16 protein-coding genes are annotated in these 14,509 nt (G+C 67.4%); 9 read left to right on the plus strand and 7 right to left on the minus strand.

The features are described from left to right. Positions 1-6 precede the first annotated feature (6 nt). Together ABD091_RS16480 and ABD091_RS16485 are read right to left on the minus strand one after the other, a co-directional pair. Positions 7-1,257: an HNH endonuclease signature motif containing protein gene (locus tag ABD091_RS16480; protein ID WP_343920428.1), complete on the minus strand. Its 1,251-nt coding sequence runs from the start codon at positions 1,255-1,257 to the stop codon at positions 7-9. Positions 1,258-1,512: 255 nt separating this feature from the next. Further along, positions 1,513-2,229, minus strand: a complete 717-nt coding sequence (locus ABD091_RS16485; RefSeq protein WP_343920430.1) for a hypothetical protein — start codon at positions 2,227-2,229, stop codon at positions 1,513-1,515. Between the two features lie 221 nt (positions 2,230-2,450). On the opposite strand from ABD091_RS16485, the gene ABD091_RS16490 reads away from it, so the two are divergent. After that, positions 2,451-2,834 carry a VOC family protein gene (locus ABD091_RS16490; RefSeq protein WP_343920432.1) on the plus strand — a complete coding sequence of 128 codons (384 nt, stop codon included), beginning with the start codon at positions 2,451-2,453 and terminating at the stop codon, positions 2,832-2,834. Between the two features lie 311 nt (positions 2,835-3,145). On the opposite strand, the gene ABD091_RS16495 is transcribed toward ABD091_RS16490, so the two are convergent. Together ABD091_RS16495 and ABD091_RS16500 are read right to left on the minus strand one after the other, a co-directional pair. Next, complete coding sequence (locus tag ABD091_RS16495) at positions 3,146-3,334, minus strand: hypothetical protein (protein WP_343920434.1); 189 nt, start codon at positions 3,332-3,334, stop codon at positions 3,146-3,148. Then, positions 3,331-3,633: a hypothetical protein gene (locus ABD091_RS16500; RefSeq protein WP_343920436.1), complete on the minus strand. Its 303-nt coding sequence runs from the start codon at positions 3,631-3,633 to the stop codon at positions 3,331-3,333. Before ABD091_RS16500 ends, ABD091_RS16495 begins: the two co-directional genes overlap by 4 nt. Before the next feature lie 570 nt (positions 3,634-4,203). Between ABD091_RS16500 and ABD091_RS16505 the strand changes: the two genes are divergently transcribed. Beyond that, the gene (locus ABD091_RS16505; protein ID WP_343920438.1) at positions 4,204-5,151 is read left to right on the plus strand and encodes a DUF1214 domain-containing protein; all 948 of its coding nucleotides are present in this window, start codon (positions 4,204-4,206) and stop codon (positions 5,149-5,151) included. Positions 5,152-5,328: 177 nt separating this feature from the next. On the opposite strand, the gene ABD091_RS16510 is transcribed toward ABD091_RS16505, so the two are convergent. After that, on the minus strand, positions 5,329-5,628 hold the full coding sequence (locus ABD091_RS16510) for a DUF7668 domain-containing protein (RefSeq protein WP_343920440.1): 300 nt from the start codon (positions 5,626-5,628) through the stop codon (positions 5,329-5,331). Positions 5,629-5,760: 132 nt separating this feature from the next. Here ABD091_RS16510 and ABD091_RS16515 point away from each other — a divergent pair, with 132 nt between their 5' ends. Beyond that, a complete protein-coding gene (locus tag ABD091_RS16515) occupies positions 5,761-6,093 on the plus strand; it encodes a hypothetical protein (RefSeq protein ID WP_343920442.1) in 333 nt (110 codons plus the stop codon). Beyond that, positions 6,090-6,755: a hypothetical protein gene (locus ABD091_RS16520; protein ID WP_343920444.1), complete on the plus strand. Its 666-nt coding sequence runs from the start codon at positions 6,090-6,092 to the stop codon at positions 6,753-6,755. Before ABD091_RS16515 ends, ABD091_RS16520 begins: the two co-directional genes overlap by 4 nt. A 551-nt stretch (positions 6,756-7,306) precedes the next feature. On the opposite strand, the gene ABD091_RS16525 is transcribed toward ABD091_RS16520, so the two are convergent. Together ABD091_RS16525 and ABD091_RS16530 are read right to left on the minus strand one after the other, a co-directional pair. Continuing rightward, on the minus strand, positions 7,307-7,699 hold the full coding sequence (locus tag ABD091_RS16525) for a hypothetical protein (RefSeq protein WP_343920446.1): 393 nt from the start codon (positions 7,697-7,699) through the stop codon (positions 7,307-7,309). Between the two features lie 257 nt (positions 7,700-7,956). Next, complete coding sequence (locus tag ABD091_RS16530) at positions 7,957-8,310, minus strand: hypothetical protein (RefSeq protein WP_343920448.1); 354 nt, start codon at positions 8,308-8,310, stop codon at positions 7,957-7,959. 371 nt (positions 8,311-8,681) lie between these two features. Here ABD091_RS16530 and ABD091_RS16535 point away from each other — a divergent pair, with 371 nt between their 5' ends. The 5 genes from ABD091_RS16535 (at position 8,682) to ABD091_RS16555 (ending at position 14,379) form a co-directional block, all read left to right on the plus strand. After that, entirely contained in the window at positions 8,682-9,230 is a 549-nt protein-coding gene (locus ABD091_RS16535; protein WP_343920451.1) for a hypothetical protein, read from the plus strand. 343 nt (positions 9,231-9,573) lie between these two features. Then, entirely contained in the window at positions 9,574-9,855 is a 282-nt protein-coding gene (locus ABD091_RS16540; RefSeq protein ID WP_343920453.1) for a DUF4242 domain-containing protein, read from the plus strand. A 122-nt stretch (positions 9,856-9,977) separates the two neighbouring features. Continuing rightward, on the plus strand, positions 9,978-12,554 hold the full coding sequence (locus tag ABD091_RS16545; RefSeq protein WP_343920455.1) for an ATP-binding protein: 2,577 nt from the start codon (positions 9,978-9,980) through the stop codon (positions 12,552-12,554). 196 nt (positions 12,555-12,750) lie between these two features. Further along, positions 12,751-13,404 carry a GNAT family N-acetyltransferase gene (locus ABD091_RS16550; RefSeq protein WP_343920457.1) on the plus strand — a complete coding sequence of 218 codons (654 nt, stop codon included), beginning with the start codon at positions 12,751-12,753 and terminating at the stop codon, positions 13,402-13,404. A gap of 327 nt (positions 13,405-13,731) precedes the next feature. Next, positions 13,732-14,379: a GNAT family N-acetyltransferase gene (locus ABD091_RS16555; RefSeq protein ID WP_343920459.1), complete on the plus strand. Its 648-nt coding sequence runs from the start codon at positions 13,732-13,734 to the stop codon at positions 14,377-14,379. The last annotated feature ends 130 nt before the right edge of the window (positions 14,380-14,509 follow it).

Here is a 14,509-nt window from a genome sequence, read left to right on the forward strand (position 1 = left end):
CTCGCGTCATTCGCGTCGCGGCCGGTGGCGGATCCACTCGGGTGCCGGCCGTGCGTGCTTCGGTGGTGGGAGGAACTCGGGTCGCCGGTCGGCGGCGCTGAGTCGCACCTGCCATGGGGTGTGGTGGACGGTGCGGTGATGGTGTCCGCACAGCAGGACGAGGTTGTCGAGGCTGGTCGGTCCGCCGTCGGTCCAGTGGCGGATGTGGTGGGCGTGGCACATGACCGGGGGCCGGGTGCAGCCGGGGAAGGCACAGTGGTGGTCGCGGGCGACCAGCGCGGTCCAGATCGTGGGGGTCACGAGCCGGTGGCGGCGGCCGACGTCGAGGACGCAGCCGTCGGCGTCGAGGACGACGCGGACCAGGTCGGCGTCGCAGGCCATGCGCGAGACCGCAGATCCGGTGACCTCGGCGCCGTCGTCACTGGTCGCGGTGCCGCGGGCGGACCGGAGGTCGTCGGCGTCGATGTGGACCACCACGGTCGGGCGGGTGCCGTGGGACTCGGGCACCACCTGGGTGTCGAGGGCGTGCTGGGCGAGATGGACCAGGGCGTCCCAGAGGCGGGTGCCGTGGTCGCGAGGGTCCTCGGCCTCGCCGCACGACGGGTGGCTGGCCGCGCCCTTGGGAGCCGGCTTGGTGAAGGGCAGCAGGGCTGCGCGGAGGGCTGCGGCGTCCTCCACGGTGCCGCGGCCGCGGATGTGGACCCCGCCGGCGCCGTCGTCGGTGATGGACAACCGGCGGCCGAGGTGGGCAGCGCGTTCCTCGCGGTCGAGCGCGGCCTCCGCCGTGCGCTCGGCCTTGTCGGGGTCGACGACGTCGAGCAGGTGACGTGCGGTCTTGGCGAGGTCGGAGGCGTTGAGGCGGCCCGCCTCCTGGATCAGGTGGGTCTCGGCGTCGACCCGCAGGGTGCCGGTGAGGGGGAGGTCGTCGACGGCCCGGACGATGACGTCGGCCTGGTCGGGCGAGACATCGCCGTCACGGAGGGCGTCGAGGGTCGCGGGCCGCTCGGCGGTGAGGCGTCGAGCGTTGACGACCGTGCGCTTCGCACTGCGACGGGTGGTGCCGGCAAGGTGGGCGAACCAGTCGGTGGTCGAGCCCCAGGCCAGTGTCTTCTTGGGGATCGCCTGGGCGTCGACCTCAGCCAACAACTCTGCTTCGAGCGCGGCGGTGCGGGCCTTGAGGAGCTGGATCTCCTCGATCCCGGCGAGGAGCTCCTCGGGCTGCCGCGCGGCCCACATGACGCCGTCGAGGTCAGCCAATCGATCGCACGCTGCGGCCGCGACACCGGCGGGTGTCGGGTACGGGAGCGGTGCGATGGCCATACCTCATTCAAGCCGGAGCCACTGACAGTCCCGGGGCCGGAAAGCCCTGTTCCACAGGGGCTCTGAGCATCGTGACCAACCCGTGACCGAGTGCGCATGAGTGGTCAGGAACTGCACGCTCATGCCGATGAGCGTGCTGATCTGCGCCGGCGATTCCAGTTGTTGGTTCGAAGGAGACGGTTCTTCGCCGCATCACCGTTCCGTCAGTTGAACGAGGAATTGATCGTTCTCGACCCTGACATCCAAGGTGGCGGGCTTGAAGGTGAGCTTGATGGCGTTGATGGAGCCGTCTCGGTTCTCAGTGACCGAGAAGCCGTGGACCTTCTCGCCAAGGAGCACAGTCAGAGGATCCTCACGGGCGATGGCGTGACTGCTTCGCTGACCCGACGCGCGGGCAGGCTCGTCCGCGTTGCGGACCACACTGAAGAGCCTCGTGACTGGCGGGCTCCAGGGCTCAGGTGTGATGAGCAAGGTGCCGGGCCGAGCCACGCCGAGCTGCACGTGTGCACCAGTCTTCCAGCCGATCTCGAGGCCTTCGGTGACCGTCGTCCCATCGCCGTGCATGGACGTGATCCGGCTCATGGTGAGGCACTGGTGGCCCTTGAATTCCGGAAGGATCGCTGTCGCCTTGTGCAGTCCGGGCACCGACCCGTAGGGCAAGTTCTCGGGATCGGGACGCCAATCGTCGCTCCGTTTCCACAGGTGCGTGGATTCGACCTCATAGCGGAAGGATCCTGAATCCTCGAGCTGGTGAAGCTCACGTTCCAGCTTTCGTGCCTCGACCTCCGTAGTGAACGCCCCGGCAACGCGTCGGCTCGACTTCAGAGCGTGCCGGTCGACGTACAAGACGAGCCAGATCGTGAAGGGGTACCGGGAATCGCTGGCACGTGTGGAGTCCTCCGTCGGCATTCCACGATCATCCGACAACGGCGGGGAAGGTGCGCGACGCGCGCCGAACGCCACGCTGCTTTGGATACTGACGTCGCCGCTCGTTCGCTCATGCCGCTGTCAGTGCCCGGCCGTACCGAGTTGAGGGCGTCGCAAGCACGTGGGACATCACACTGCGTGGTCGAGGACAGAGACGCCGCTCCGGACGCACGTCATCCGGAACCCCGCCTACCCTCCCTGTCATGGCTACTCACTGGACTCTTGGGTGTGACGCGACGAATCCTCGTTTGTTGGCGGATTTCTGGGCGCAGGCCCTCGGCTACGTGTCGGAACCGGGTTACGACGACCCCGATGGCGCGTCCATCGTCGACCCCGAGGGGAAGGGCCCTGCCATCGGATGGCTACGGGTGCCGGAAGGCAAGACGGCCAAGAACCGAGTTCACATCGACATCCGCGTAGCCGGTGAAGGGCCCTGGGACATGACCGTCCGGGAGCGACTCATTCGAGCCAAGGTGCCTCAACTCATTGCGCTCGGTGCCACGGTGGTCCGCGAGGAGCACCACGGCGACGCCCTAGGACACGTCGTCATGCTGGACCCTGAAGGCAACGAGTTCTGTGTGGCCTGACAGGCCCCGGACACACGTACTCCCATGCCGCTGTCAGAACAGCAAGCGGGCGCTACGGAATCGCCGAACGATCAGGACACTGCTGACAGCGAGCAGAGTTAGCCAGATCAGTAGCTCGCCAACGCCGATGCCGAACCCCGCGAAGCCCAACAACACGCACATGAAGACCCAGAACGCCAGAAGACTGGCGACGAGGTTCGCAGGCCTCCCGCGGTTCCACACGGCGAGGAGCGTACGTGGCGCTTGCGTTTCTCCCCGGCGTTTCACCCGCTGATGTCGCTGAGCGGATGGCGCCGGACGAACGCTGCCGCTCAGCTCCAAGGTGGCCGGAAGCGGGCGACGTAGTCGCGAGCGCGGCTCATCGGATCTCGCCAGTACTGACCCGGCATGCGGTGGTGATGTTGGGCGCAGAACTCACTCAGTGTGGCCGTGATTTCAAGGCCTTCGTCGTACGCCTCCCGGTCCAACTCCACCCTGGTGGTCTTGGTCAGCCGCTTCACATGGGGCGATCCTCGAACTCGGCGTTGACCTCCAACAGCTCGTGGTGGGAATTCCACCCCGAGTGGTCGAATGCCCAGCTCTCCCACACGGCATCGGTGTGAAACACCTGATCGTGACCCGCGAACCGAAGCGCGTGAATGGCCAGAGCCTGGTCTTGATGGAAGGCTCGACACGCCCACGCGAGAACATGACACGCACCAGCAGCGAAGAAGGCCTGGTCCCTCCGATCCCAGGCGAGCTGCTGGTCTGAACGTTCGAGGTCATTGCGACGGAACAACCCGGCGGCTTGGGCAGGCACAGGCAGACGCTAGCCGAGAGCCGTGACCGCTCATGCCGCTGAGCGGATGCGAGTACTTCACCAGTGCGCCCGGCTTGCGACTCGAATCAAGAACGCGTGCCCGATCTGACAGCGATGTAGGCACACGCGATGGCTGGGATGGCGAAGGCAACACCGAAGACCAGGCGCATCCCATCGCTGGGGTCCGAGGCAAACCAGACGAGGAAGCCGATGGAGAGACAGGCGAACGCGACTGCGGCGATCCCACCCCAGGCGCTGAGTCCCCGCCACTGCCGAGGCGTCACCTCTGACGTCCGTTCCTCATCCATAGAACGCCCCCGTTCGAACCCGGTGATGCAACAGCCTGTCTTGTCGATTGGGCACTGTAGCGGTCGCCTACGACGGTCAGCACCAACTCGGCGTCTCGCACGCTCATGCCGCTGTCGGCGCGGTCCTGCCGATGAGCGTGCGGTCCACTCGTGGTGGCTTCATGTTGCTTGAGAACGGCAGGGGTTGATAGGTCGGGATGCCCCCGAGCTTGGCGACCAGCGGTCGCGCCCGAGTCGGTCTGCCAGGCGCTATGGTCACCTGGTGAGCGACATCCGGGTGAGCGTCGACAACTTCGTTCGCGCCGAGACGAACCGCATGTTCGCCGGCGTCCTGGCCGCCAACAACGTGGCGACCAACGAGTGGGCCCACAACCGGGTGCCGACCCCGCTCGACAATCAACCGGTTATTCGACAGAACCGGGACACGCTATACAGCGCGGTCGTCGTCGACATCAGCGAGGGCGCCACCCTCACGATCCCTGAGGCCCAAGGGCGATATCTCTCGGCCATGGTCGTCAACCAGGACCATTACATCAACGCGGTGTTGCACGACGCCGGAGAGCACCAACTCACCCTGGAGAGGTTCGACACTCCATTCGTGGTGGTCGCCGTCCGGATCCTCGTCGAGCCCGGTGAGCCCGACGACGTCTCCGTGGTCACTGCACTCCAGGACCAGCTTGCCATCGCCGCTTCCTCGGCCGAACCGTTCCAGATGCCGGCGTACGAGCCCACCACATTCGCCGAGACCAGGGACGCCCTGATCAAGCTGTCCGAAGGCCTCGATGGGTATGGCGGCGCGTTCGGCCGTCGCGACGAGGTCGACCCGATCCGCCACCTCATCGGAACCGCGTCGGCTTGGGGCGGTCTGCCCGAGCACGAAGCGTTCTACCAGAACGTCGTTCCGGGACTGCCGGTCGGTGCGTACACGTTGACGGTGCGGGACGTGCCGGTGGACGGGTTCTGGTCCGTGTCCCTCTACGACGCAGACGGCTACTTCCCGACCGACACGGGCGGCCGGGTCAGTGTCAACAACCTCACCGCAGACCAGGACCCCGACGGATCGGTCACGATCCACTTCGGCGGGCCCGAGGGCACCACCAATCTGCTCCCGATCGTTGAGGGCTGGAACTATCTCGTCCGCTACTACCAGCCTCGCCCCGAGATCATCGACGGCACTTGGACTCTTCCGGCGGTCACCTCCGTGGACTGAACGAGAACCCGGACCCGCTGGGCGCTGAAGGACAGGTCGCCACACGCCCGCTCTTCCGGCCGAGACCTTCGCGATCCGCTCGTGGAGATCCCGGTACGTCGATTCCGCACCGAGACACCCTGGTGCCTATAAGAGGTGCACGCTCATGCCGCTGTCAGGACGGCAGAACTTCGCTGGCTACAGCACCCGGACGTCAGTGAGGGCGACCTTCCCGGTTGAGCTCACCTCGAACTCGGCAGTGAGGTCACTGGGACTCTCCTCGGTCGTCCACAGCGGCACACACCCCCATCCGGAGCCGTTCGAGCCGTGCTGCAACTCGCTTGCGGGGTGCGACCAGATCTCCTCCGGCTGACGAATCAGCTCCGCGCCCCCGTGACCGTAGTTCTCCACCCAGGTCAGCAGTGCCGGCCGCTCCCCGCGAGCGAGCGCGTCTAGCTCATCGCGCAGTGCGGGACGGATCTCGTTCGGGATGGTCACGAGCTGACGCTAGCCCGACGCGAGCCGTGACCGCTCATTCCGCTGTCAGAACAGCGGGCATGCCGATGAGCGGTTCGTGCGAGTCGCGTCGAATCTCATCGCGCCGCGCCACTGGCTGGGACCATCTGGCGCATGACCATCGACCCAGACCTTGACCGTAGCGATCAACATTCGAGCGCCAAGGGCCGGCTCGTCCCACTGGCTGGGCTTGTTGCTGCGAACCTCTTGGTGGCGTTCGCGACCCTGATGGTCGTTCTTGGACGCAACGACGACGAGCTCCTAGTGCAGGAGGTCTGGGAGCCGTATGCCCTGGCCCTGAGCGTTCAGGCTGCTGTGAACGGTCTGCTGCTGCTCATGAGCGAGCGGACACGGCAAGCCGGCCTTGGTGTCCTCCTAGGCACACTCTTCGCCGTGCTGGCATTCCTCGCATGGGTCTGGTTTGGGGTGCTTCCCAACTTCGCATGAGTCACCTGCTCTCGACCGCTCATGCCGCTGTCAGCGGTAGCCTCTCGAAGGTGGGGAGGCGTCGCGGTCCGGTGTCGGCAAGTGAGTTGATGGCCGAGCTAGAGCAGGATGCTGACTATCAGGCGCGGCGCAAGGCGCGGGATGCCGAGATCGAGGCCGCGGCCGAGGAACGTCGAGCGGCTCGCGAGCCGGTCATGGCCGACTTGCGGGCGGCCGGTGTCGAGGTGTCGGACACCTACGACCTCTACAAGCATCCGGAGCACTACCCGGCGGCGATCCCCGTGCTTCTCACGCACCTCGAGCGCGACTATCCCGACCGAGTTCTGGAAGACATTGGTCACGGGTTGCCGTTCAAGCCGGATCCGTCCTGGTGGGACGACTTCAAGGCCCTCTACCTCAAGACCACGAGTGACGCGGTGCGTGGCCGGCTGGCGGCCGCCATGGGCGGGTGCGCAAGACGCGCGCACTACGAGGACCTGCTCAGCTTCGTCCGGGACGAGCATCTCGGGCAGTCCCGGATCCACTTCCTTCGTCCGATCAACCGAATCGGCAACCGCATCAGGGCAGGGCAGGGTCGGGCGGTCATCGAGGACCTTGCCAGCGACTCCGTTCTGGGCAGGGAGGCTGGCGCCATCCTCAAGGGACGCAGCCGGAGTCAATAGCAGGGTCGCTCACGCCGCCGTCAGCGCTTGTGGAGCACGGCCGACTACCGTCGAGTCGTGATCGCAGCGACTGTCCGAGAGTGGAATGCCGAGCAGGGCTGGGGCGTCCTGGACTCAGCGGAGACGCCGGGCGGGTGCTGGGCGCACTTTAGCGTCATCGACATGCAAGGCCTCAAGCGCCTGCGCCGTGGGCAGCTGGTCATGCTCGAGTGAGAGGCCGGGTGGCAGGACAGGTATGACTACCGAGCAGATCGCGTCGTGCCCCAGCGACCGCTCATGCCGCTGTCCGGTGAGTTGGTCATGAGGTCAGGAGATCTCGCGCTTCGTGTCGCAGCCGGTCAAGTAGGGCGTCCGGATCGGTGCCGGACGCGGCGACGCTTGCACCGCTGACGTGAACGCCGGTGGCTCTATACATCCCGCGCTCTGTTCGTGAACGTCGAAGGTCCAGTCTGCAAGGTCATCGGCTTCAGTCACGTGGAGCATCTTCGCAAGCATGCCGCTTGAGCGAGCGGTCGCGCCGAGGAGCGGTTGGGTCGACCCACGGTCGCGGATCATTCAAACAGTCGCAGCGCAGCCGCCCCGACCTCACTTGAGCCGCTGGAGGCCCTGGGGAGTTCCTCATGAGCATCTTCGGAGTCCCGGACGTAGCCGTCACCGTCGGGCTTCCAACGGAGGAAGCGCAGCTTCTCCGCGTTGACGCTCAGCGACCCTAGTTGTGCACGGCGCACGAGTTCCCGCTCGTTGCGACTACCGGTGGCGGCGAGGAGAGCGTCGTGGCCGGGGGCCGCGAACCCTGCCACTTCGGGGTAGTCCAGACCGAGTTGGTCGAGGATCAGAGTCCTGAGTTCGGTTGGCGTGGGTCCGGATACCCGAGCCAGGTCCGTTGAGACACGTAGCCCCTGCTGATTCCGGTGCTGAGCCAGGACAAAGTACTCCTCGAGCACTCGATAGATCGAGACACCAACCGCCTCACCCACGTTCGTCGTCCCCGATCTCGTCCGGCAGCGCACCGTCATCCGTTGGTGCCCGAGCGGCGAGTCTCGTGGCACCGCGTGCGGAGCGCAAGGTCTCGAAGTCGACCGCTCATGCCGCTGAGCGGATGCTGATCTGCTGTTGCGAGTTGGTACTGGCCTCAGCGAACGCCTCGGATGGTGACAAACCCGGACACGTGGAGTGGACGGTCGATCTTCCCGAGGGTTGCCTACTCCTTGTAGCGCAACCAGACGTACTCACCCACGCGCTGAGTTCCGTTCTGGTAGCCGAACTTGTAGCTCAGGTCGATGCCCTGCACGCGCAACTCACCTGGCCCCGCTGAGCTGATTGTCATGATGATCTGGCGCCGCTTGGCCGGGTCAAGGGGGACCGTGGCGCCCGCCAAGTCTGTGATCTCGCTGCACCAGGACGCGAGGTCTCCGTAGACAGAACTGATCGACCCCTTGTCGGTTGGGACGCAGGTGCGGAAGGTCAGTTGGGCGCCCGCTGTGTTCGACACGACGTGCGGCTCCGCCCCGGTCAACGTGACGGTTCCCTTGAGGTCTCGAAGGGGCGTCGCCATCCCGACGTGCAGAGGCCGACTACCGGCCGTGTTGACCTCGCCACCCCCGAGGCTCCAACGGTCTGGTGCCGAGTGGAACGCCTCTGGATGCTTCCACCACCACAGGCTCCAGGCGGCTCCGGCAACGAGCGCGCCGACAACCAAGCCAGTCGCAAGACGGCGGCCAGGGCGGCGACTGGGTGCACTGGAACCACCGACCGACAGGTCTCGAACCCCCGTGGCACTCATGCTCAACACCTCTGTCCAGTGGTCCCGGAATCCGGTCCTGTGCGAGGAGAATGCCACGGGTTTGACACTGTTGAACCGGGTTGAGTGAATCCGGTTCGGTGATCGCTCATGCCGCTGTCAGTACGGCGGCTAACCAGTGGCCGATGCTCAGCCTTGTGGGCGACAGTGAGGGCTCGTTGGCAGGAGGAAGCGTCGTGGTGTGGGTGCGTGTAGCGGGCTGGATGATTGCGGATGGCGAGGTGCCTGTGCCGTCCCGTGGCGACGTGCTCAGCGACCTCGGAGTTCGATTCCGAGGCGAAGTGGCCGCTGCAGCGTCCGAGGCGTCCGACGGCATCGAGGAGTTCAGGCAGGACTCTGCACCCAGTGAGGTGATCTATCGGGCGACCGGTCGGGCCAGCGAGGCCCGTGACTTCTACTTCGAGATAGACCCGGGAGTCCGCGATCATGCGACGGACTTCGTACTCGCAGTGGGACCTGTTCGCTACCAGGTGCAAAGCACGGGGTGGGCTGCCGATGTGCCGGAGGGAGCTCGTCTCACGGTGACGGGCCAAGCCAGTGTCATCGGCTCCTACGAGTGGGACGACTTCGGCCTTGCCGATGTGCGCGGGGACTGGCAGGTGACCGGGGTGGCTTCGAGCGGCGAGGAGGACATCCTGCTTGACCTGCAACCCACGGTGCACGACGGCCCGTGACCGCTCATGCCGCTGAGCGGATGGCGGCACAGCGTTCGCTCATGCCGCTGAGCGGATGGCGGCATAGCCAATGAGCGGTCGACATGAGCGACCGCGCCAGCAGAGGGTCCCGTCCGGATAACGAGCTCGGACGGGTCTTGCGGGATGCCTGGCAGTCCGAAGGCGCTGTTGCCGGCGGGTCCACCGGTCGGGGTTCCTCACGTGGGACCGGCTTCGACCGGAAGCGAAACGTTCGGCGAGCAAAGATGGGGAACTCCTACCGATGGCCAGGGGTGACTTTCCACCCATGCTGAGTGGCGTCCCGGTGGCATGAGGCCGTCGGGCGGAGACAAGGAGAACCACCATGAAGCGTTTCGTGATCGAGCGCGAGATCCCCGGGGCGTCGGACCTGACCCCGCAGCAGCTGGCCGAGATCGCCCAGACCTCCAACTCGGCTGTCGAGTCGCTCGGCGTGCCCTACACCTGGGTGAACAGCTACGTCGCTGGGGACAAGATCTACTGCGTCCATGAGGCCGAGGACGCTGAGACCATCCTCGAGCACGCGCGCCGAGGCGGCTTCCCCGCCAACAGGGTCACCGAGGTGGCCAACGAGTTCGGTCCCCAGACCGCGACCGCCGTAGTGTGAACGTCTCTGCTGTCCGGGGAGCTCCAGCGTCCGCGCGGACGCTGGACTTCCCGGGCGCCGGGCCGGCAAAGACGGTGGAAAAGTACGTGTTGCGAGATCAGAACGCTCGCTACATTGGCGCCGTGCAGCTCTTGGAGCGCGGGAGCGAGCTTGAGCGACTCGACGCAGCGGTCGAACAGGCGGCCGCCGGCGGTCCGGGCGCGGGCTTCGCGATCTCCGGGGACAGCGGCGCTGGCAAGTCGGCTGTGGTGGCGGCCACCTGCGAGACCGCGACCCGTCTTCGAGTGCTTCGCGGTCACTGTGACCCACTCCTGACACCACGGCCGCTAGGGCCGGTGCGCGACCTCTTCGACAGCGCGGGACGAGCTTTGCTCGCACAGCAGGGGGCGCTCCTCTCGGAGGTGTGCGAGGCCGCCTACGACTTGGCGCGGACCGAGCCCACCCTGCTCGTCGTCGAGGATCTCCATTGGGTCGATGCGGCGTCCGTGGAAGTGCTGCGTTTCCTCGTTCGCCGGGTGGAGGCGATGCCGGTCGTCCTGGTCATGACCTACCGGGACCTCGAGATCGGTCCCGGGCATCCAGCTCGCAGCCTGCTCGGCGACGTCGCCGCGCTCGAAGGGGTCACGCCGCTGGCGCTCTCCCCGCTGAGCGTCGACGCGGTTCGGCAGCTCGTAGCGCACACCAGCCTGGACGCCGCCCTGGTCCACGACGTCACGGGCGGCAACCCGTTCTTCGTCACGGAGGTTGCCAAGGAGCCCCACCGCCCCATGCCCGCCTCCGTGCGGGACGCAGTGCTCGCGCGCACCCACGAGATCCCCGCCTCCGACTTCGAGATCCTGCAGCTGGTGGCCTCTGCCCCCGACCACGTCGACGATCGGGTCCTGCCCAGGCTAGGAGTCGACCTGCCGTCGCTGCGCCGCCTCGACGAGACCGGTCTGTTGAACAGGGCGGCCGAGGGCATCGTGTTCCGCCACGAGCTCGCCCGGCTGGCGATCGAGAGCACCATCCCGGTTGGCGGAGCAGCCCGACTGCACGCGCGGCTGCTCGAGGCCCTGGAAGGCCTGGAGCCCCGCAACCCCGCCGTGCTCACCCACCACGCGGTCGCCGCGCACGACGCGCCCAAGGCGTCGGCGTATGCGCGACAGGCGGCGGCCGAGGCGATCAGCGCCGGCGCCCACGGTGAGGCCGCCGCATTCTTCGAGATCGCGCTCCAGCACCTCGGCGCCGAGCCACCCGCGGAGCGCGCCCAACTCTTGGTCGACCTCGCCTTCCAGCAGTACATGACCGGGCAGCTCCCCAAGGCCATCCGCAACGTCGAGGCCACCTTCCCACTCTGGGCCCAGGCCAATGATCTCGCCGGCGAGGCACGGGCTCACGCGGCAGTAGCGATCTATGAGTACTACAACGCGCGACGCAGGCATGCCGACCTGCACCTGGACGCGGCCTCCACGATTGCCCAGGACGCCGGCGACGCCTTGACCTTTCGTCACGCCCGTATCTCCGCGGCCTACCTCGCCTACATGAGCAGCGACGATTCCGCAGTCACCGACCACATGGCCCTCGCGACGGCGCCGGGTATCGACGATGGCCAAGATCTGCTGCGCCTGCGCCGCCGGCTGATCGAGGACGTGACCGACCTCTCCGCCGGACGCGAAGAAGCCCGCGACCGAATCCTTGACGACGTCGACGACTCGCGACGCCAAGGCTTCGACGAGCTCGCCTCGACCCTCTACTCACAACTGTCCTACCTCGACGTCGAGCAGGGCCGTCTGACGGCCGCCGAGCGGCTGCTCGACCAGTCGCTCCCTTTCACGGTCGAGAGAGACATTCCTATCTGCCGCCAGTGGCAGACCGGGGTCCGCTCCCGCCTGCACCTGGGCAAGGGGCGGTGGAACGCCGCGCTGGAGGACGCCGAAACGGTACTCGGGACCGAGGGCGGCATGCAGGTGGCGCTGCTATGGCCGTTCGTCGTCACCGCCTTGGTCCCGCTGCGCCGCGGCCAGGGATTTCCCCGAGAGCAGCTCGAACGGGCCTGGACCCTGGCCGACTCGTTGGACGAGCCGCTGCGTCGTCTGGCCGTGCTCGCGGCGCTGGCGGAGGTCGCGTGGATGATCGGAGAGGAGGACCCCCGTGTTCACGACCTGGCACCACGCGGGCTGACCGACCTCTCGCGTCCAGCCACGGCGTGGTCGTCCGCGGCCTTGGCCACATGGTTGCGGCGCCTCGGACTGCCGGTCGAGATGCCAGCCGACGCACCAACCCCGTTCCGGCTCGCCATCGAAGGCCGGCACGCTGAGGCCGCCAGCTGGTGGCATACCGCCGGCGACTCGTTCCAAGAGGCGATGACACTGTCGGACTCACCCGATGCCCAGCACCGGCTCGCGGCAGTCGCCGTCCTGGACAGGCTCGGTGCGGTCGGCACGGCCGACCGGTTGCGTGCCCAGTTGCGCGCCGAAGGGGTCGGGGCGGTGCCACAGCGTCCTCGTGAGGCGACTCGGGCGAACCCCGGCGGCCTGACCAACCGTCAACTCGACGTCGCGAGGCTGGTCGCCCGCGGCCTCTCCAACAGCGAGATCGCGGCCGCGCTCTACATCTCGCCCAAGACCGCCGACCACCACGTCTCTGCCATCCTCGGCAAGCTCGGGCTGGAGAGCCGGCGTGCCGTGGCCCGGAAGGCAGAGCAACTCGGCCTGAAGTGAACCTGCGGTGAGACAACCGCGTGGACGCCCGCCCCGAAAGTGATCACCGATGCGGGCTCCACCCGAACGCCCGCGGCCAACAGATCATATGGGGAGTTTGTCCCGATGTGGGTGCGCGGGAAGCGCCCCGACTATGGACACCCTCCAGGCGGCCGATCGGTCGTCCTTCTGTCCGACACGATCGGAGAACTCCATGGTGTCCCACCCGCGAGTCCGCCTCGTTCCCGCCACCGAGGCGCTCCTCGACGCGTTGAACAACGACCGATCCGTCTTCGCCGAGATGGTCGGCTCGACAATCCCCGACGGCTGGCCCGAGTTCCCCGAGGCCATCGACAGCACCCGCAACCATCTCAGCACGGCCGCGGAGCACGACCGTGCCTGGTCGATGCGCTTCTTCCTCGACGAGGCGACCAGCCGCCTCGTCGGCTCGGGCGGCTTCGCCGGCCCACCCGCCGGCCGGACCGTCGAGATCGGCTACGAGGTCGCGCCGGAGTTCAGGGGCCGCGGGTTCGGCGCGGCAGCAGCCCGTGCCCTGGTCGAGGACGCTGCCGCCAGCGGCGAGGTGGACCACGTCATCGCGCACACGCTTCCCGGTCCAAACCCCTCCACGAGAGTCCTCGCCAGGCTCGGGTTCGAGCGCATCGCCGACGAGGACGACCCCGAGGTGGGAGTCGTCTGGGCATGGCGCCGGGCCTCGTCGGCCCCCTCCGGAACCGTTGCGTCGGCCCTCACCAGCCCGACGCCTCATGACGTCCGCACCGGCCGGTGGGGCCGGGCGAAGGTCTGTGTACCGAGACCGACGATGAGCGCCGTGATCAGAAACGTCACGAGGCGGCCACCCATGCGGTGACCGAAGCCGCCTCGGTCACCCAGTCGGACAGATGGGGAACTCTCCCCGATGCGTCGCCCCGCAAGCGGGCCGCATCGTCTTCCTCGGCAACGAGCCGGAAGAACCGAGAGGAACCATCATGACCAACGAGTACATCGCTCTCACACTCCATGCACAGATGAAAGAGCGAACAAGGGCCCGTGCGCATCGGGCGCGTGAGGGGATGCCACGCCACCCCACGACACGCCGACTCGGCCGACCACGCGGACGTGGGACCGGGCCGCAACTGGCGCCAGCTCAGTCCGTCCGCAACCGCGCGAACGGGACGCTGCCCGAGGGGAGGGCGGCATGACCGTATCGAACGCTCGCGGCCTCCAGACGACGCTGACGGCCGGCGCACCGCTCGGCGTAGGACTACGTCTGCTCCAGCCCAACGATGCCCCCGCCGTGCAAGCGGTGTTCGCGGGCCTCGGGCCGCAGTCCCGCTGGCTGCGGTTCCTGTCGGGAAAGCCAGCATTGACCGACGCGGACCTGCGGCAGCTCACCTCGGTCGACGGCTGGACGCACCTCGCCGTCGTGGCATCGACACTGACGAGCCAACAACCGATCGGGATCGCCCGCTTCGTGCGCGATCGACTCGACGCCGGGTCGGCTGAGGTCGCCCTTGCGGTCGTGGACGCCTGGCAGCGCCGAGGCATCGGTGGCTTGCTGGCGGATTGTCTTATTGCCTGCGCCGTCGCGGTCGGCGTGCGGCGTCTCACCATGACGGTGTCGGCGGAGAACGCCGGTGTCCGTGCCCTCCTCGACCGGTCCCAGCTCGAAGTGACCCGGATGGATCTCGGCTTCGGCGTGTGGGAGTACGCCGTCGCGCTCGAGCGCCCGTGGGACGATCAGGCCCGCCGCAGCCAGCCTGGGCGGTCGGGTGCACGCCCGGTCGACGCCGGCCGTCCTCGGCCCACGATCGCACCCGAAACTGTCGACCCCTCAGCGGCCTGAGGAGCCGAGTCCAGGGCCTGCATCGGTCGGGCGGACTGACCATCAGGTCCGAGGTCTCGTCCCGACGGCGGGTAGGCAAGGGGTGCGCCGGGAGCGCCCTGCCAGTGGTCGTCGTCATGGGCCAGGTGCC

Origin of the sequence: Nocardioides aestuarii (assembly GCF_039527245.1) — a bacterium.
Taxonomy (GTDB): domain Bacteria; phylum Actinomycetota; class Actinomycetes; order Propionibacteriales; family Nocardioidaceae; genus Nocardioides; species Nocardioides aestuarii.